Raw genomic sequence first — 17,631 nt, 5'->3', positions numbered from 1 at the left:
TCATTCAAGGCGGCGCAACCCAGGCTTCCCTCCTGGGTTAAGGTGCCGCCATGGTAACCAGGTCAAACATCCCGCGCGCCCTGCCAAGCCCGCGGGAACTCATCACTCGTGGCGCCCTCCTCCTGGATGTCGATGGCACCCTGATCAATCTGGCCCCACGGCCGGATGAGGTCATCGTGCCCGGATCGTTGCGTATCGATCTCGAAGGCCTGCTGGGCGCGATGGACGGCGCCCTGGCGTTGGTCACCGGCCGCGCGCTGGCGGATGTCGAGGATCTTTTCGCCCCGCTCCGCCTGCCCGTCGTCGCCGAGCACGGCGCCGTGATGCGCGCCGAGCCGGGCGGCGAGGCCCGCCGCCTCACCCTGCCCGTCGCGCCCGAGGAATGGCGCCGCACGGCGCTCGGCTTCGCCACCCAGCATGACGGCCTCGTCTTCGAGGAGAAGCCCGCCGGCTTCGTCCTGCACTATCGCCTCGCCCCCGATCTCGGGGAGGCGGCCTTCGATCTCCTGGCCGGGCTGATCAGCACCCGCAACGACTTCGAGATCCTCCGCGCCTCCATGGCCTGGGAGGTGCGCCCGCGCGGCGTCCACAAGGGGGTGGCCGTGCGCAACATCATGCAGGAGCCGCGTTTCGCCGGCCGCGTCCCGGTCTTCATCGGCGACGACGTGACCGACGAGGATGGGATTGCCGCCGCCGAGGAGCTGGGCGGCGCAGGCTACCGTGTTCCCGACGATTTCCCCGCGCCGGAGGCGGTTCGCGCCTGGCTTGCATCCCTTCTGGAAGGACTCCATGGCACAGCCCCTTGATCTCGCCGCCATCGGCAACGGCACCGTCGCCGCCCTCGTGAACGACGAGGGCCGCGTGAGCTGGATGTGCTGGCCGCGCCTGGACGGCGACCCGATCTTCTGCGGGCTCCTGGACGGTACCGAGCCGGAGGGCGGCTTCTGCGAGGTCTCGGTAACCCGCTTCGCCAGCAGCAAGCAGCGCTACCGCCGCAACACCGCGATCCTGGAGACCGAGCTCTCCGACGATCGCGGCAACACGCTTCGCATCACCGACCACATGCCGCGCTTCCGCCGCTTCGGGCGCATGTTCCGCCCGCCCATGCTGGTGCGGCGCATCGAGCCCGTCACGGGGCGGCCGCGCATCCGCCTGCGCGTGCGCCCACGCTTCGGCTGGGGCGAGGAGGCTCCGTCCGGCCGGTCCGGTTCCAACCACATCCGCTATGTTGGCGAGGCGGGCACCCTGCGCGTCACCACCGACGCGCCACTCGGCTTCGTGATGGGCGAGACGGAATTCGCGCTGGACCGGCCGATCTCCATGCTCCTCGGCCAGGACGACACGGTGGACGGCGCCACCGCCCGCATCGCCCGCGAGTTCGAGGACGAGACCGCCTCCTACTGGGAGGACTGGGTGCGCGGCCTCTCCGTGCCCTTCGAGTGGCAGGATGCGGTGATCCGCGCCGCCATCACGCTGAAGCTCTGCGCGCATGACGACACGGGCGGCATCGTCGCGGCGCTGACCACCTCCATTCCCGAGGCGCCGGGCACCGCGCGCAACTGGGACTACCGCTTCTGCTGGCTGCGCGATTCGCACTTCACCGTGATGGCGCTGAACCGCCTGGGCGCGACGCGCACCATGGAGGGCTACATCAACTACATCATCGGCGCCGTGCTGGAGCAGGAGCCGATGCTCAAGCCCGTCTATCCGCTGGTGCCGAACGGGCCGATCGACGAATGGATCGCCACCTCGCTCAAGGGCTTCCGCGGCGACGGCCCGGTGCGCGTGGGCAATGCCGCCGCCATCCAGGTGCAGAACGACGTCTGGGGCTCGGTCGTGCTCGCCTCGGCCATGATGTTCTTCGACCGCCGCCTGCCGAGCCCCGGCGACGAGGCCCTGTACCGCCGTCTTGTGCCGATCGGCGACCGGGCGGAACAGGCGGCGCTGACCCCGGATGCCGGCATCTGGGAGTATCGCGGCCGGGCCCGCATCCACACCTTCTCGGCCGCCATGTGCTGGGGCGCGGTGGACCGACTGGGGCGCATCGCCGCGCATCTCGGCCTGAAGGAGGAGGCCGCGGACTGGAAGCGCCGCGCCGACCGCCTGAAGGACGCGATCCTGGACGGCGCGTGGAACGCCTCCTCCGGCGCGCTGCAGGAGGTCTTCGGCGGCGAGGGGCTGGACGCGGCGCTGCTGCTCCTGCCCGAGATCGGGCTGCTGCCGCCCTCCGACCCGCGCTTCGTCGCAACGGTCGAGGCCATCGAGCGCGAGCTCATGCGCGACGGCCTGCTGCTGCGCTACGGCCTGCCGGATGATTTCGGCGTGCCGGACACGGCTTTCCTCGTCTGCTCCTTCTGGCTTGTGGATGCGCTGCATTCCATCGGCCGCAAGGAGGACGCACGGAAGCTGTTCGAGAAGATCCTGAGCCTGCGCAACCACGTGGGCCTTCTCGCCGAGGATGTGGAACCGAAGACCGGCCAGCTCTGGGGCAATTTCCCGCAGACCTATTCGCAGGTCGGCCTCATCCTTTCCGCAATGCGACTTTCACGAAGCTGGGAGGACGGGTTTTGGCGCGCCTGGTAATTGTCTCCAACCGGGTATCACCCCTCAGGGAATCCGGCCCCATGGCCGGCGGCCTCACGGTCGCACTGCAGGAGGCCGTCAAGCGGCGCGAGATGCTGTGGTTCGGCTGGTCGGGCGAAACCTCCGAGCGGCGGGAGCCGCGCATCTCGACCGTGGGCAACCGCACGCAGGCCCTGATCGATCTCACCTCGCAGGAGCACCGGCTCTACTACACGGGCTTCTGCAACAACCTGCTTTGGCCGCTGCTGCATTACCGCTTCGGCCTCGCGCAGTTCCGCCGTGCCGAGGAGGAGGGCTGGCGCGCGGTGAACCGCCGCTTCGCCGAGCAGCTGCTGCCGCTGCTGCGGGAAGACGACACGATCTGGATCCACGACTTCCACCTCTTCCCGCTGGCCGCCTATCTGCGCGAGCTGGGCGCCCGGCAGCGGATCGGCTTCTACCTCCATGTCCCCTTCCCGCCGCCGGCGGTCTTCGCCGCCCTGCCGCGGGCGGCCGCGCTGCTCCGCGACCTCGGGGCCATCGACCTGATCGGCACGCAGACGGCCGACGATGCGGAGCATCTCTCCGACGCTCTCCGGCAGGAGGGCGTGAACACGCCCGTCGGCGTCTTTCCGGTGGGCATCAACGCGGAGGCCTTCGCGCGCGCCGCCGCGACCGCCGCCCTGCGCAAGGACACGCAGCGCTTCGCGGAAAGCCTCGGCGGCCGGAAGCTGATCTTCGGCGTGGACCGGATGGACTACAGCAAGGGCCTGCCGCAGCGCGTCCTCGGCTATGCCGACCTGCTGAAGCGCTACCCGCAGCACCGCGGCAAGGTGACCTTCCTGCAGGCCGCGCCGATCTCGCGCGGCGAGGTGACGCAGTATCGCCTGCTGCGCCGCGAGATGGACGAGCTGGTGGGCCGTATCAACGGCGAATATGCGGAGGTGGACTGGGTGCCGCTCCGCTGGACCACCCGGCCCATCCCGCGGCGCACGCTGGGCGGCTATCTGCGCGTGGCGGATATCGCGCTGGTCACCCCGCTGCGCGACGGCATGAACCTGGTGGCGAAGGAATTCGTCGCCGCGCAGCCGCCCGAGGATCCGGGCGTGCTGATCCTCTCGCATTTCGCGGGAGCGGCGCGCGAGATGGAGGGCGCGGTGAAGGTGAATCCCAACGACCCGGACGAGATCGCCGAGGCGCTGGACATCGCGATCAACATGCCGCTGGCCGAGCGGCGCGAGCGCTGGCGCCTCGACTACGATCGCCTGGCGGCCGCCGGGCCCAGCGGCTGGTCGCGGAGCTTCCTGGCGGAGCTGAACCGGGCGGAATTCTCGACGACGGGGTAAGAGGGGCCGCCCGGCTTCCGCGATCCCCGAGGGCAAGCTAGCGTCCGCGCTTTGGAGGAAGGCTACGCCATGATCGTCGAAGAACGCATCTACACCATGCATACGGGCCAGATCGGCAACTACGTGAAGGCCTATGCGGCCGAAGGCCTCGCGATCCAGAAGCCGATCCTGGGCCGTCTCGTGGGCTACTACACGACCGAGTTCGGTCCGCTGAACCAGGTCATCCACCTGTGGGCCTATGAGAGCCTGGCCGAGCGCGCGGAGCGCCGCGCGAAGCTCTTCGCCGACCAGAGCTGGCTGGACTATCTCGGCAAGGTGCGTGGCTTCATCGCGACGCAGGAGAGCAAGCTGCTGATCCCGGCCGCCTTCACCACGGTGAAGTGGCAGGACTGAGCAAGAACGACCGCGGCGGCGGCATCGTCGCCGCGGTGAACCGCCCCGCCGTCAGGCGCTCGCCTCGCGCTGCGGCGCCGGCGTGAGCCAGGCGCCCTCCCTCAATTCCCGCGCGAGGACGCGCAGATCCTGCGCCGCCGGCCCCGCTGGGTGCCGGGTCAGCAGCGTGGTCCGCGACCTGATCGCCGCCGGCATCCCGGCATCGCGACGGATGCTCCCCAGCAGCGGCACGCCCGCCCCCAGGAACCCACGGCAGGCGGCATCCAGCGCCGCATGCACCGTCAGCGCCCGCGCATGCTGCGCGACCATGTTCACCACCAGCCCCGCCTGGGCCTCCGGCGCATCCCGCCGATGGAGCTTCAGCACCGCATAGGCGTCGGTCAGGCTGGTCGGCTCCTCATTCGCGACGACGATCAGCAGGTCCGCGCAGGCCGCCAGATGCCGCTGCGCCGCGCCGAGCCCGGCGCCGAGATCGAGCAGGACCGTCCGGCGTTCCGCCCGCAGCAGCGCGGCCAGCGCGCTTCCATCCATCGCGGCCAGCGCCTCGGAGCCTGAGCGCCCCGGCAGGACGTGGAAGCCCGCCGGGTGACGGATGACCGCCTCCGCCGCCGCGCAACGCCCCGCCAGCACGTCGCCGAGGTCACGATCGGGCTGCAGCCCCAGCTGCACATCCACATTGGCGAGGCCGAGATCGCCGTCCACGAGCAGGACATCCAGCCCGGCCTCGGCCAGGGCCTGGGCGAGGTTGGTGGCGAGGCAGGTCTTTCCGACCCCGCCCTTGCCGGAGGCGATGGCGATCAGCATGGCGCAATCTCCCGTCCCGGCCCGGCGAGGAGCCGGTCGGCCAGCCAGCGGGGGGTCAGCGGATGAAGCCCTGCCGCGACCTGCGGACCAACCCCGGCCTCGGTCAGCGCGAGCCCGGCGGCCGCGGCGGCCAGGACGCCGCCCAGCCGCCTCGTCACGTCCAGCCGGGTGGGCAGCAGATGGCGCGCGCCCAGCAGATGGAAGGCGCGTGCGAGCTCGGCCGATTCCTCGGCATCGAGGCCGGCGGGAAGCACCAGCACCGGCACGGCCTCCGCCGCCTGGGTGAGGCGGTGCAGGCGCCTGGCCTGCGCGGCATCGAAGGGATCGCAGCCGAAGCCGTCGATGAAGACGGGCTGGCCCGGTTTCCGTGGCTGCATCGCCCGGGCCAGCACCTCCGGCTCGGCCGCGACGGCGAGCGTCAGGCCCAGCAGCCGCGTGAAGGCCGCGAGCTGCTCCACCGCCCCCGCCCGCGCATCATCGGCCGTCACGACGAGGGGCCGCCGCCCGGCCATGCTCGCGCGTGCGGCCAGTTTGGCGCAGCTGAGCGTCTTGCCGGCACCGGGCGGACCCACAAGGAGGATGGGGCTTTCCTCCGGCAGCGACGCGAAGCCCAGCCGCGCCGCCAGGGCCGTGACCAGATCCCCGCCAGCGAAGTGCAAGCCCAGCGGCAGGTTGTGCCGCGCGAGGCCGAAGCCATGGGCCTCGATCGGCGGGATGAGCTCCGGCTCGGCCGTCTCCCGCGCGACGGTGACCTCGACGCCACCACCGACCCGCCTCGCCCCGAGGACGACGGCCTCCTCGCCCATCGCCTCCCGCGCGGCAGCGAAAGCGAGGGTTGCGCTACGGGCCCGGAAGACGCGCAGCCGCATGGGTCAGACACTGGCCAGGGTGCGGATGCGCGCACGCCAGTGGATCTCCGACTGGGACAGCACCACCGTGCTCGGCCGGAAGCGCTCGACGATCGCCCGCAGATGGGGCCGCAGCGCGCCCGAGCAGAGCAGGATCGCGTGCTCGCCCTGCGCGGCCTGGGCGTCCAGCACGTCGCGCAAGCGCTGCATGAAGGCCTGAAGGCGGCCCGGATCCAGCACGAGCTGCCGATCCTCCGCCGGGCCGCTGAGGCTTTCGGTGAAGGCCACCTCCCATTCCGGCGAGAGGGTGACGAGCGGCACATAGCCCTTCGGACCCCGCGCCGCCTCGGAGAGCTGGCGCGCCAGCCGCATGCGGACGATGGCCAGCATCTGCGGCACCACGCGGAGATTGGCGGATGCGGCCTCCTGCACCCCTTCCAGGATGGTCGAGAGGTCGCGGATCGAGACGCGCTCGGCCAGCAGAGCCTGCAGCAGCCGCTGCAGTACGCCGACGCTCACCTGCGTCGGGATGAGGTCGGAGACCAGCTTCTGCTGCTCCCTCGGCAGTTCGTCGAGCAGCTTCTGGGTCTCGGCGTAGGAGAGCAGTTCGCTCATATTCTCGCGCACGACCTCGGTCAGGTGCGTCGCCAACACGCCGGTGCAGTCCACCACGGTGCAGCCGCGCATCAGCGCCTCCTCGCGCAGCTTCTCCTCGATCCAGAGCGCGGGAAGGCCGAAGGCGGGCTCGCTGGTCTTCTCGCCCGGCATGTCAGGTGTGCCACCTTCCGGATTGATCGCGAGATGCAGCGGCGGGCGCAGCGTGCCGCGCGCGGCCTCGATCTCCTTCACGCGCAGGACGTAGGTATCGGGCGGCAGGTCCAGATTGTCCTGGATGCGCACGGAGGGCAGGACGAAGCCCATCTCCTGCGCGATGTTCCGCCGCAGGCCGCGGATCTGCTCGGTCAGCCGGGGCGCTTCGCCGGAGGCCAGGGAGAGCAGCCCGTAGCCGAGCTCCAGCCTGAGCACATCCATGCGCAGCGCCTCGGAGACCGCGGCCTCGGTCGGCACGGCGGGGGGCGCCTCGGGCTCCGGGGGCTGCGTCAGCTCGGCCCGGCGGCGGAACCAGGCGGCCGCGCCGGTGGCGCCCGAGGTCACCAGGAAGGGCAGCAGCGGCATGCCCGGCGTCAGGCCCAGGAACAACGCGCTGCCGGAGGCGATGGCCAGCGGCTTCCACCCCGCGAGTTCCCGCGCCATGAGCCGGTCCGACTGCTCCTCACGCGCGGCCTTGGTGACGATGATCGCCGCGGCGACGGAGACGAGCAGCGCCGGAATCTGCCCAACCAGCCCATCGCCCACTGTCAGGATCGAATAGGTCTCGACGGCGTCCATGAAGCCCATGCCGTGCCGCCCGACGCCGATCGCCAGCCCGCCCAGCAGGTTGATGAAGGTGGAGACGAGGCCCGCGATCGCATCGCCTTTCACAAACTTCGCCGCGCCGTCCATGGCACCGTGGAAGCCGCTCTCCTCCTGCAGCTCGCGTCGGCGTTCCCGCGCCTGGTTCTCGTCGATGGTGCCGGCGTTCAGGTCGGCGTCGATGGCCATCTGCTTGCCGGGCATGGCGTCCAGATGGAAGCGCGCCGCGACCTCCGCCACGCGGCTCGCGCCCTTGGAGACGACGACGTGGTTCACCATCAGCAGGATGGCGAAGACGATCATGCCGACCAGGATGTCGCCGCCCATCAGGTAGCGGCCGAAGGTGGCGATGACCGCGCCCGCCGCCTCCGGCCCCTCATGCCCTCTGGCCAGGATCGCGCGCGTGGTGCCGACGTTGAGGCCGAGGCGGAACAGCGTGGTGATGAGCAGCAGCTGCGGGAAGGACTGGAAGTCCAGCGGGCGTGCCAGCAGCAGCGTCACCATCAGCATCAGCACGGAGGCGGTGATGTTGAGCGCGGAAGCCGCGTCCAGCAGGGCGCCCGGCAGCGGCACGACGAGGATCACGAGCACCAGCGCGATGCCCACCACCAGCGCCACCTCGGAGGAGAGGCGCAGGCCGCTGAGCCAGGCCGGCAGCGCGAAATCCCTCATGCAACCTTCCAGGCATCCGGCGCCTGCCCCGGGGCCGGCGGAACGGGCAGTCCCTGCCCGCGATACTCCGCGAGCTTGTTGCGCATGGTGCGGATGGAAATGCCCAGGATCTCCGCCGCGCGCGTGCGGTTGCCGAGGCAGCGGCCCAGCGTCTCGAGAATGAGGTCGCGCTCCACCTCCTCCATCCGACGGCCGACCAAGGTGGCGATGGCGGAACCGACGGGCTTCGCCGCGGCGAGTGCCGTGGCCTGATGGGCAGCGGGCGCTTCCTCCGGCACAGCCTCGAGCTCGATCGCTTCCGCACCGATCTCTCGACCCGTGGCGAGAAGCACCGCGCGGTGCATCGCGTTCTCGAGCTCGCGCACATTGCCCGGCCAGGGATGGGCCATGAGCCGGGCGATCGCGGCGCCCGAGATCGCTCGCTCCGGCAGCCCATTGGCGGTCGAGTAACGGGCGACGAAATGCGCGGCGAGCGGCAGGATGTCCTCGCCGCGTTCGCGCAAGGGCGGGATCTGCAGCTGCACGACGTTGAGCCGGAAGTAGAGGTCCTCGCGAAAGCGTCCGGCGCGAACCTCGGCCGGCAGGTCACGATGCGTCGCGGCCAGGATCCGCACGTCGATCTTCACGGGGTGAGTGCCGCCCAGCCGGTCCACCTCGCGCTCCTGGAGGGTCCGCAGGAGCTTGGCCTGCAGGCGGGGATCCATCTCGCCGATCTCGTCCAGCAGTAGTGTTCCGCGCTCGGCCTGCTCGAACTTTCCCTTGCGCGCGGCAACAGCGCCGCTGAAGGCACCCCTCTCATGGCCGAAGAGCTCGCTCTCCAGCAGCGTCTCGGGCAGCGCCGCGCAATTGAGCGCGACGAAGGGCCCGCGCGACCGGCGAGAGGAGGCGTGGATATGCCGCGCCAGCACCTCCTTGCCCGTGCCGCTTTCGCCCGTGATGAGCACGGACGCCTCCGCGCGGGCGAGCTGCCCCGCGCGCTCCAGCAGCGCCCGCATGGCCGGGTCACGCCAGACGGGCAGCCCTTCCCGCGCCGTCACCGCCTCGAGCATGGCGGCGATCAGCTCGGCTTCCGGCGGCAGGGGCAGGAACTCACGCGCGCCGGCGCGGATCGCGCTCAGCACGGCCTCCGGATCGGCGTCCAGCCCGCAGGCCACGACCGGCGTCGCGATGCGCTCCTCGGCCAGGCGCTCCAGCAGCCATGGGAGATCATGCCGCAGATCGGCCAGGACGAGATCCGCGCCCTCGAGGCGGAGATGCGCGAGGCCCGACGCCACCCCATCCGCCTGCGCGAGGCAGGCGCCGCGCGCATTCGCGATCCGCGCCGCCTGCCCCAGCTCGCCCGACAGCGAGCCGATGATCAGCAGCCGCGTCATATCCCGCGATCCGCCTTCACGATCTCGGTCATGGTGATGCCGAGGCGATTATCCTCCACCATCACCACCTCGCCGCGCGCGACGAGGCGATTGTTGACGTAGATGTCCACCGCCTCACCGAGCTTGCGGTCGAGCTCGACCACGGCGCCCCGGCCGAGCTTGAGGAGCTGGCTGACCTGCATCGTCGCGCGGCCCAGCACCGCGCTGACCTGGACCGGGATGTCGTAGATCGCCTCCAGATCGCGCTGGAGGACGGGCCGTTCCGGCGAGGGGCCCGCCGCGCCGGGAGGCATCGGCTCGAACTCCGCATTTCCGCTCATGCCACGGCCTCCCCCACCTTAATCGACAAGCTCGTCATCCCTGCCCTCCGAGAGCTGAAGCTGACCCTGCGAGGAGAGGTCCTTCGCCGTGGCGACAATCGCCGCCTGTGCCTCATCCACATCCTTGAGGCGAACCGGGCCGAGTGCGGCGATGTCATCGCGCAGCAGCTTGGCCGCGCGCTCCGTCATGTTGCCGAAAAAGAGCTCGCGCATCTCCTCCGTCGTGCCCTTCAGCGCGAGCGTGAGGCGATCCTTCTCGACCGCGCGCAGCAGCACCTGGAGCCCCTGGCCGTCGACGCGCCGCAGATCGTCGAAGGTGAACATGAGGGCGCGGATGCGTTCCGCGGCTTCGAGATTGCGTTCCTCCAGGGCGGCCATGATCCGGCTTTCCGCCTGACGGTCGAGGCCGTTGAAGATCTCGGCCATCATCTCATGTGCATCGCGGCGCGTGGAGCGCGCGAGGTTGGACATGAACTCCATCTTGAGCGTGCGCTCCACACCGTCGAGCGCTTCCTTCTGCACATTCTCCATGCGCAGCATCCGCATGACGACCTCCATGGCGAAGCCGTCCGGCAGGATGGAGAGAACGCGCGCGGCATGGTCGGGCTTCACCTTGCTCAGCACGACGGCCACGGTCTGCGGGTATTCATTTTTCAGGTAGTTCGCGAGGACCGTCTCGTTCACGTTGCCGAGCTTGTCCCACATGGTGCGGCCGGCAGGCCCGCGGATCTCGTCCATGATCTGCGCGACGCGCTCGCGCGGAAGCGTCTTCAGCAGAAGGCGCTCGGTGCTTTCGAAGGAGCCGATGAGATGGCCGGCCTTGCCCAGATGGCGCGCGAACTCGTCGCAAATCTCCTCGACCGTCTGCGCGGGAATCGTGCCCAGCTGCGACATGGCGGAGGAGAGATCGCGGATCTCATCCTCGTGCATGCGCGCGAAAAGGCGAGAGGCATGATCCTCGCCTAGCGCCAGCATGAGCACCGCCGCCTTCTGGGGCCCGCGCAGCGTCCGCGTCATGCTCATGCCTCCTCCTCCGGCGTCAGCCAGCGGCGGACAACGAGCAGGGCCTGATCCGGATTCTCCTCGGTGATCCGCGTGATCAGCGACGCCCGCATTTGCCCCTGCACATGGGCGAGGTGGATCATCCGCTCTTCCTCGGAATCGGGGTCAGGGCTGGGCGGCGGCAAGGCCGGCGCGATCTCGGAGGCCCCGCCGATGCCGCCCATGCCCCCCGCCGCACCGGCCAGGGCCGGCAAGGGATTGAGGGAGATCGCCAGCCGGCGCGCGAAGGGTCGCACCACCAGCAGCAGCGTCAGCAGGACCAGGACGCCGATCAGCGCGGTTTCCAGCAGCCGCGCCAGGATGGCCGGCGCGATATCGAGACCCAGCGGCCCCGTCAGGCGCATCACCGGCTCGGCCTCGGCGAAGCGCATCGAGACGACCTCCACCCGGTCGCCGCGCTGCTCGTCGAAACCGACCGCGTTGCGAACGAGGCCTGCGATCCGCGTGAGCTCCTCGGGCGTGCGTTCGCGATGGGTCGCTGTCCCGTCGGCCTGTGGCTCGACAACGCCGTCCACCAGCACGGCCACCGTCAGGCGTCGCACCACCGGATGCTCGCGGAGCACGCTGCGCGTGGAGCGGCCGATCTCGTAGTTGATCGTCTCCTCCTGGCGGTTCTCGGTATTGCCGTTTCCGGTACCGCCGCCGGGCGGCTCCGCCCCGGGCAGGTTGTTCGCGACGCTGACCGTGGCGTTTTCCTGCGTGCGGTTGGTCTCGCTCGTGCTCTGCGTGCTGCGAGGCACCTGGTTGTCGGGATCGAAGCGCTCCTCCCGCGTCTCGACGCGCTCGTGATCCATCTCCATCGCGACCTCGACGCGGACGCGGCCCGGGCCGAGGACGCGCTCCAGCATCTCCTCCACGCCGCGCGCCAGCCGCGCTTCCTGGCCGCGTCGCCGCTCGTCCTGCGTCTGCGCGCCGGCGGGGCCGGTAAACGCCTGTCCGCCGCGCGCGAGCAGCTCGCCGCGGCTGTCCACGATCGAGACGTTCTGCGCGCGCAGCGAGGGCACGGCCGTGACGACGAGGTGCAGCACGGCCTGCACGCCCTCGCGATCCAGCCGCTGCGCGCCCTGCATGGTCAGCAGCACGCTGGCCTGCGCCTCGGCCCGCTCGCGCGAGAAGGCCTCGCGGCGCGGCAGCACCAGATGCACGCGCGCGCCCCGTACGCCCTGCAGACCGCGGATGCTTCGCGCGAGTTCTCCTTCCAGCGCGCGGAGGCGGTTCATCTCCTGCTGGAAGGGCGTGGTGGTGAGGCTTTCGCCGCGGTCGAAGATCTCGTTGCCGATGGAGCCGCCGGCCGGCAGGCCCTCCCGTGCCAAAGCGAGCCGCAGCCGCGGCACATCCTCCGCCGGCACCAGCACCTGGGTTCCGTTGGCGGCGAGGCGGTAGGTCACTCTCTGCCGCTCCAGCGCCGCGATGACGGCACCCGCATCCCGCGTCTCCAGCTCGCCATAAAGGAGGCCCAGCGGCGGCGTTCCGGCCCGCAGGACCAGCCAGGCGAGCAGCCCCAGCACGCCGAGGCCGACGCCCGCCAGCGCGGCCAGCTGCACGCGCCCGAGACCACGAAGCTGGCCGATCAGGTTCTGCACGGTCATCCCGGTTCAGCGGCTTCGGAAGCGAACATGCGGCTCTCCCAAGGCACTTCCTGTGCCCTCGGCAGAACTTGCCTTCCGACCTCTTTCCGATGGGTTAACGCGCGCGGGGATTCAGCGGATCAGCTGCCGCCCGCCAGGCCGCGCAGCTTGTCGAAGCTGACGGTCAGCGCGCCGAGGTTCAGCCTGACCTCGCCGTCGCGCCGCTCCACCCCCGTGGCCCGCCCGAGCACCGTGCCCGTCACCGCCACCCGGCTTCCCTCCAGCGTCGCGCCCGCGAGGACATAGGTATAGGCGCCGTCCGGCCGCCGCGCGCCGGAGGCGTCGGCTCCATCCCAGCTCCATTCCGTCGGCACTGCGCCGAGGTCGACCTGCGCCGTGCGGATCAGGTTGCCCTGCGCGTCGAGCACGCCGATCCCCACGCGACGGGCTTCGCCGGCGGGCGGCAGCCGCAGCACCGCCTGCCCGCCCTGCAGCGAGAGATGGTCGCTCTCCACCTCGACCATCCGGCCCATCAGCGGCGCCGCGGCCACAAGCTGTGAGCCCTGCTGCACGGAGATCAGCGTCTGGAGGCGATTGTTGGTCGTGATCTGCTGTTCCACGCCCGCGAACTGCACCAGCTGCCGCGTCATCTCGTTGGGATCCATGGCATTGGTCGGATCCTGATGGCGAAGCTGCGTCGTCAGCAGCGTGAGGAAGGTGTTGAAGTCGGCGCCGAGGCCCGTGCCGCTCGTGGCGCCCCGCGCCGCGGCCCCGCCGCCGGCTCCAGTCGTGCCGTTGATCGCGCCGCTCATGGCGTGTCTCCCATTCCGTCAGATATGCAGGTCGAGCAGGCCGCGCGCTGCGTGCGGCGGCGCGGGTTGGCCTTCGAAGGTCGGCACAGCGGTCCTGCCTCCACGGGAAGCACCGCCCTGCCGCGAGGCCCCATCGCCGCCCTGCCCTTCGGCACCCTCGGCGTCGAGCGAGAAGCTGATCCCGCCCGGCTCCATGCGCAGCCCGACCTCGGCGAGGCCGCGATCGAGCTCGCTCCGGTCCCGCTGGAGCAAGGCCAGCGTTTCGGGCCGTTCGGCGATCACCTGGATGCTGTGGCGGTCGCCGTCGCGCTCCACGCGGACCATCACGCGGCCGAGCTCGGCAGGCTCCAGCGAGAGGTCGAAGCCGTTCGAACTCCCGCTTTTGAAAGCGAGCGCCACGGCGATCGAGGCCACCTGGCGGATGGGCGGTGGTGCGGCAAGGCCCGTGAGCGAAGAGGGCGGGGGCGCCAGGACCTGTCCCGAACGGAGAGGCGGAGCCGCCATCAGTTCCGGCATGCCATCTTGGTGCTCCGATGCCTTTGGAGATGACGCGGCCCGCTCCGACGAAGCACGGGATAGCAGCTGGGGCTGCAGGGGTCGCGGAGCGTCCGGGGCATCTGCAGCTTCGGTGGTGGCAGCGCCGTCGACGGGCGAGTCATGGGCCACCGATGCAACGGTCGGCTCCACGGAAGCCGGGACACTGCCGTCAGACTGAGGCGCGGTCACGGCATTCCGTAGCGCCACTTCCGGGTTTGCCGCCCTGCGCCCAGAAACCGGCGCGTCCATCCTTTCATCCGTTCCGGCTCGGGACGCGGTCATGACCGGAGCGGCGGACAGCAAGACCGGGGGGAGAAGCGGTGAGACCGACACATCCGAAGAAGAATCCGGCGAGCATGCTTGTTCCTTCCTCTCGGGCTCAAGCTCCGGGAGGATCATTCGGACGGAATCAGGCTCCTCCTGCACGAACGGCGAATGAGGCCATTCCGGCATGGCGCCGGCCTCCTCTTCCACAGGCGCCGGAGCGAGTGCCGCTTCCTCGACGTCCGGCGGAAACGTCTCCCCGCCGGACGTAGAAGGCGTTTTCCGGCTCAGGATCGGTGAGCCGCCGGCCGCCGGAATGATTGGTTCCGAAGGCATCGCATCCGGGGCCAACGGAGCAACCTCCTCCGACAGAAACAGGCTCCGCGCCAGGGCCTCCTCGAAGCCAACGCCGCCTTCCGGCACCGCCGCCAAGGCGGCAGGAGATGGCGTCGTCGCTCCGATGCTGAAGGCTGCCTCCATGGCGTCGTCCCTGCGAGGTCACGGCAACCGCCGCCGCTGGGCCCGATGCCCGGCGCGATGCTCTCGCAAGAGCCGGGCCAGCGCAGCGGCCGCGATGCCGGCAGGACACACCCATCGACCGGCACATCCGGCCCGGAAGGCGGCAATCCTTGCCGCTCACGGCGGCCCCTGCCCTGGCACGGCGCATGCGTCAGCGATGGGCCCGGAACACCCCGGGTCGCATCCTCGTGAAGGGGCTTTCCATGTCCGTGTTCGGCGCCATGACGACGGCCATCTCGGGCCTCAATGCCCAGGCTCGCGCTCTCGGCCACATCTCCGACAACCTCGCGAACAGCCAGAGCACCGGCTTCAAGCGCATCGACACCAACTTCGTCAGCCTCGTCACGCAGTCAAGCCAGACGCTGCATGCGCCCGGCGCCGTCCTCGCCCGCCCGGACTACACCAACTCCATCCAGGGCACGATCGAGCAGAGCGAGAATCCGCTCTCGCTCGCCATCGGCGGACAGGGCTTCTTCTCGGTGGCCCTGGCGCGCGGCAGCTCCAACGGGCTGCCCTCCTTCGACGAGCGGCAGTTCTACACCCGGGCCGGCGATTTCCGGATGAACCGGGACGGCTATCTGGTGAACGGCGCCGACTACTACCTGCAGGGCTGGCCGGTGGACCAGAACGGCACGGTCGACCGCACCATGCTGACGCCCGTGCGCGTGAGCCAGCAGGTCTTCAATCCGATCGCGACCTCGAACATCGAAATCTCCGCCAATCTTCCCGCCATCGATCCGCCGGCCACGCCGGGCGACGCGCGAAGCTTCAGCACGCAGGTCGAGGTCTACGACCAACTCGGCAAGCGCCACGCCCTGACGCTGACCTTCGCGCAGACGCCGGGCAGCGCGGGGCCGCCGCCCGTGCCCGGCCCCGCCAACAGCTGGCAGATGAGCATCACCCCGCCGCCCGCGACGGGGCCGCTGGATATCCCGATCACCTTCGGGCCCAACGGCACGATCGCCAGCTTCGACGGCACCGCCGGCGCCATCAACACGCCCGTGCAGCTCGCCTTCGACATGGATTTCGGCCTGGGCAACCAATCGATCAACCTCGACCTGGGGCGCTTCGGCGTCTCGCAGGGCATCACGCAGCAGGCGGGGTCGGATTTCTCGCTTCGTACGCTGCACCAGAACGGCGTGCCGCCCGGCGCCTATTCGGGCCTGGCGATCCGCGAGAACGGGGACATCGCCGTGAACTACGATAACGGCGAATCCCGCGTCATCGCGCGCGTGCCGCTGGTTGCCTTCAGCGACCCCGACAAGCTTCAGCGCCTCGACGGCCAGGCCTTCATGCGCACCATCGAGAGCGGCGAGGCGCGGGTGACGGATGCGGCCACCAACGGCGTGGGCAAGCTCGTGGTCGGCGCGCAGGAGGGGTCGAACGTCGACATCGGGTCGGAGTTCACGAAGCTCATCGTTGCGCAGCGCGCCTATACGGCGAATACGCGCGTCGTCACCACCGCCGACGAGATGCTGCAGGACACGATCAACATGAAACGGTAGGGCCGATCGGCGGCAATCATTCGTTAACCAACGGCGCTGCAGGATGGCCTGGCCATGAGCCTCGACCTCGCCTTCGGAATCGCCCGCAGCGGTCTGCTCGCCACGCAGCGGGCCCTGGCGCAGGTCGCGCAGAACATCACCAATGCCGAGACGCCCGGCTATACGCGCAAGGCCGCGAGCACCATTTCCCTAAGCACCGAGGGGCTGCCCCTCGGCGTCAAGCTCGGCCAGGCGCAGCGGCTGGTGGATGCCGCCCTCGTCGCGGAGCGTGACCTGCGGCGCGGCGAGGCCGCCGCGGCCGCAGTGCGCGAACGCCTGCTCTCGGGCATCGAGGCCGTCCATGGCGCGACCGATGCGGGCGACAGCCTGGGCGACACCATCGCCGCACTTCGCGGCCGCCTCATCGGCCTGCGCGGCGCGCCGGGCGATACCGGCCTGCAGCGCGACGCGGTGCTGGCGGCGGCGACCGTCGCCACCCGCTTCAGCGAGGTCGCCACGGCCATCGGCACGGCGCGCCAGCAAGCGCAGGACGGCATCGTCGAGGAGGTGCAGCGTATCAATGCGAGTCTGCGCGGCATCGCCGAGCTCACGACGCTCATCAAGGGCGACACGGTGCGCGGCCTGCCCACCGGCGACCTCGAGGACCAGCGGGACCTGCTGCTTTCCAGCCTGTCGGAAAGCCTTCCCGTCCAGGCGCTGCGCCAGGCGGATGGCGGGCTGGTGCTGGTGACCAAGGGCGGCCTCGCTCTGACGCTGGACGCGAAGGCCGACATCTTCTCGACCGAGAACGCCTCGGTCGGCCCGAACGCCTTCTACGGGCCCGGCGGCTCCATCCCCGCGATCACGCTGGGCGGCGTCGACATCACGCGGCAGCTCACGGGCGGCAGGCTCGGCGAATACATCAACCTGCGCGACACGACCCTGCCGCGCTACCAGGCGGAGATGGACGTCGCGGCGGCGCAGATGGCGAGCCGCTTCGATGCGCAGGGGCTTCGCCTCTTCACCGGCGCCTCCGCCCAGGTTCCGGATGTGACGCTCGGCTATGCGGACCCTGCCGGCGGGCAGATCGGTTTCGCCAACCAGATCCGCGTGAATGCGACCGTCCTCGCCAATCCCGCGCTCCTGCGCGATGGCACGCACGACGTCGCGGACACGCTGGGCGGTCCCACCGCCTTCACGACCAATCCGGCGGGCGGCCCGGCCGGCTTCGCGATCCTGCTCGACCGCCTCATCGACCACAGCCTGGGCGAGACGGTGCGCGCGGGCACCGGCTGGCCGCCCATCCCCGCGACCGGGCTCGGCCCCGACGGCAGCCTGCGCTCGCCCTTCCTCCCGCCACGGTCGATCGAGGCCTATGCCGCCGCGCTCACCGGCGCCCAGACCGCCGACCGCGCGGCCGCGAGCGCGGCCAGGGTCCGTGCCGAAGGGCTATGGGCCGGGCTCGATGCGCGCTTCCAGCAGGAATCCGGCGTGGATCCGGATGCCGAGATGGCGAATCTCATCCGGCTGCAAAATGCCTATGCGGCCAATGCGCGCGTGCTGAGCACCGCGCAGCAGATGTGGGATGCGCTGCTGAGTGTGGGGCGCTGAGTCCGTGGGATCGCCCCGCACGAACGCCACTGACGGCAGGGCG

15 protein-coding genes are annotated in these 17,631 nt (G+C 70.5%); 6 read left to right on the top strand and 9 right to left on the bottom strand.

The window, feature by feature from the left end; all coding sequences use genetic code 11:
* Positions 1–50 precede the first annotated feature (50 nt).
* The 4 genes from otsB (at position 51) to KHU32_RS06550 (ending at position 4,301) form a co-directional block, all read left to right on the top strand.
* On the top strand, positions 51–806 hold the full coding sequence (gene otsB, locus KHU32_RS06565) for a trehalose-phosphatase (protein ID WP_213669204.1): 756 nt from the start codon (positions 51–53) through the stop codon (positions 804–806).
* Positions 790–2,583 carry a glycoside hydrolase family 15 protein gene (locus tag KHU32_RS06560; RefSeq protein WP_213669203.1) on the top strand — a complete coding sequence of 598 codons (1,794 nt, stop codon included), beginning with the start codon at positions 790–792 and terminating at the stop codon, positions 2,581–2,583. Before otsB ends, KHU32_RS06560 begins: the two co-directional genes overlap by 17 nt.
* Positions 2,568–3,908, top strand: a complete 1,341-nt coding sequence (locus tag KHU32_RS06555) for an alpha,alpha-trehalose-phosphate synthase (UDP-forming) (RefSeq protein ID WP_213669202.1) — start codon at positions 2,568–2,570, stop codon at positions 3,906–3,908. The genes KHU32_RS06560 and KHU32_RS06555 overlap by 16 nt, the downstream gene beginning before the upstream one ends.
* Positions 3,909–3,977: 69 nt before the next feature.
* Positions 3,978–4,301: an NIPSNAP family protein gene (locus KHU32_RS06550; RefSeq protein ID WP_213669201.1), complete on the top strand. Its 324-nt coding sequence runs from the start codon at positions 3,978–3,980 to the stop codon at positions 4,299–4,301.
* 51 nt (positions 4,302–4,352) lie between these two features.
* Here KHU32_RS06550 and KHU32_RS06545 read toward each other — a convergent pair whose 3' ends face one another.
* From KHU32_RS06545 to KHU32_RS06505, 9 genes are all read right to left on the bottom strand, one after another.
* A complete protein-coding gene (locus KHU32_RS06545; protein ID WP_213669200.1) occupies positions 4,353–5,105 on the bottom strand; it encodes a nucleotide-binding protein in 753 nt (250 codons plus the stop codon).
* Positions 5,099–5,974: a flagellar biosynthesis protein FlhF gene (locus KHU32_RS06540; RefSeq protein ID WP_213669199.1), complete on the bottom strand. Its 876-nt coding sequence runs from the start codon at positions 5,972–5,974 to the stop codon at positions 5,099–5,101. Before KHU32_RS06540 ends, KHU32_RS06545 begins: the two co-directional genes overlap by 7 nt.
* A 3-nt stretch (positions 5,975–5,977) precedes the next feature.
* Complete coding sequence (gene flhA / locus KHU32_RS06535) at positions 5,978–8,038, bottom strand: flagellar biosynthesis protein FlhA (RefSeq protein ID WP_213669198.1); 2,061 nt, start codon at positions 8,036–8,038, stop codon at positions 5,978–5,980.
* Positions 8,035–9,411 carry a sigma-54-dependent transcriptional regulator gene (locus tag KHU32_RS06530; protein WP_213669197.1) on the bottom strand — a complete coding sequence of 459 codons (1,377 nt, stop codon included), beginning with the start codon at positions 9,409–9,411 and terminating at the stop codon, positions 8,035–8,037. The genes flhA and KHU32_RS06530 overlap by 4 nt, the downstream gene beginning before the upstream one ends.
* On the bottom strand, positions 9,408–9,704 hold the full coding sequence (gene fliN / locus KHU32_RS06525; protein ID WP_249680840.1) for a flagellar motor switch protein FliN: 297 nt from the start codon (positions 9,702–9,704) through the stop codon (positions 9,408–9,410). Before fliN ends, KHU32_RS06530 begins: the two co-directional genes overlap by 4 nt.
* 45 nt (positions 9,705–9,749) lie before the next feature.
* Entirely contained in the window at positions 9,750–10,754 is a 1,005-nt protein-coding gene (gene fliG / locus KHU32_RS06520) for a flagellar motor switch protein FliG (RefSeq protein WP_213669196.1), read from the bottom strand.
* Positions 10,751–12,382, bottom strand: coding sequence for a flagellar basal-body MS-ring/collar protein FliF (gene fliF / locus KHU32_RS06515; RefSeq protein ID WP_213669195.1), 1,632 nt, complete (start codon positions 12,380–12,382; stop codon positions 10,751–10,753). The genes fliG and fliF overlap by 4 nt, the downstream gene beginning before the upstream one ends.
* A gap of 119 nt (positions 12,383–12,501) precedes the next feature.
* Positions 12,502–13,173: a flagellar hook assembly protein FlgD gene (locus KHU32_RS06510; protein ID WP_213669194.1), complete on the bottom strand. Its 672-nt coding sequence runs from the start codon at positions 13,171–13,173 to the stop codon at positions 12,502–12,504.
* Positions 13,174–13,191: 18 nt separating this feature from the next.
* Entirely contained in the window at positions 13,192–13,689 is a 498-nt protein-coding gene (locus tag KHU32_RS06505) for a flagellar hook-length control protein FliK (RefSeq protein ID WP_213669193.1), read from the bottom strand.
* 1,007 nt (positions 13,690–14,696) lie between these two features.
* Here KHU32_RS06505 and flgE point away from each other — a divergent pair.
* On the top strand, positions 14,697–15,998 hold the full coding sequence (gene flgE / locus KHU32_RS06500) for a flagellar hook protein FlgE (protein ID WP_213669192.1): 1,302 nt from the start codon (positions 14,697–14,699) through the stop codon (positions 15,996–15,998).
* A 54-nt stretch (positions 15,999–16,052) separates the two neighbouring features.
* Entirely contained in the window at positions 16,053–17,588 is a 1,536-nt protein-coding gene (locus tag KHU32_RS06495) for a flagellar hook-associated protein FlgK (protein ID WP_213669191.1), read from the top strand.
* Positions 17,589–17,631: the final 43 nt, after the last annotated feature.

Origin of the sequence: Roseococcus pinisoli, from assembly GCF_018413645.1 — a bacterium.
In the GTDB taxonomy this organism is placed as follows: domain Bacteria; phylum Pseudomonadota; class Alphaproteobacteria; order Acetobacterales; family Acetobacteraceae; genus Roseococcus; species Roseococcus pinisoli.
Note: the sequence above shows the minus strand (reverse complement) of the source record. Positions and strands in the feature narration are given on the sequence as shown.

What these genes read in the sequence shown, in the direction of transcription:
- flhA (WP_213669198.1), bottom strand. Translation starts at nt 8,038, where the DNA reads ATGAGGGATTTCGCGCTGCCGGCCTGGCTCAGCGGCCTGCGCCTCTCC.
- otsB (WP_213669204.1), top strand. Translation starts at nt 51, where the DNA reads ATGGTAACCAGGTCAAACATCCCGCGCGCCCTGCCAAGCCCGCGGGAA.
- KHU32_RS06545 (WP_213669200.1), bottom strand. Translation starts at nt 5,105, where the DNA reads ATGCTGATCGCCATCGCCTCCGGCAAGGGCGGGGTCGGAAAGACCTGC.
- KHU32_RS06550 (WP_213669201.1), top strand. Translation starts at nt 3,978, where the DNA reads ATGATCGTCGAAGAACGCATCTACACCATGCATACGGGCCAGATCGGC.
- KHU32_RS06560 (WP_213669203.1), top strand. Translation starts at nt 790, where the DNA reads ATGGCACAGCCCCTTGATCTCGCCGCCATCGGCAACGGCACCGTCGCC.
- KHU32_RS06530 (WP_213669197.1), bottom strand. Translation starts at nt 9,411, where the DNA reads ATGACGCGGCTGCTGATCATCGGCTCGCTGTCGGGCGAGCTGGGGCAG.
- fliG (WP_213669196.1), bottom strand. Translation starts at nt 10,754, where the DNA reads ATGAGCATGACGCGGACGCTGCGCGGGCCCCAGAAGGCGGCGGTGCTC.
- fliF (WP_213669195.1), bottom strand. Translation starts at nt 12,382, where the DNA reads ATGACCGTGCAGAACCTGATCGGCCAGCTTCGTGGTCTCGGGCGCGTG.
- KHU32_RS06505 (WP_213669193.1), bottom strand. Translation starts at nt 13,689, where the DNA reads ATGCCGGAACTGATGGCGGCTCCGCCTCTCCGTTCGGGACAGGTCCTG.
- KHU32_RS06495 (WP_213669191.1), top strand. Translation starts at nt 16,053, where the DNA reads ATGAGCCTCGACCTCGCCTTCGGAATCGCCCGCAGCGGTCTGCTCGCC.
- KHU32_RS06540 (WP_213669199.1), bottom strand. Translation starts at nt 5,974, where the DNA reads ATGCGGCTGCGCGTCTTCCGGGCCCGTAGCGCAACCCTCGCTTTCGCT.
- fliN (WP_249680840.1), bottom strand. Translation starts at nt 9,704, where the DNA reads ATGCCTCCCGGCGCGGCGGGCCCCTCGCCGGAACGGCCCGTCCTCCAG.
- KHU32_RS06510 (WP_213669194.1), bottom strand. Translation starts at nt 13,173, where the DNA reads ATGAGCGGCGCGATCAACGGCACGACTGGAGCCGGCGGCGGGGCCGCG.
- flgE (WP_213669192.1), top strand. Translation starts at nt 14,697, where the DNA reads ATGTCCGTGTTCGGCGCCATGACGACGGCCATCTCGGGCCTCAATGCC.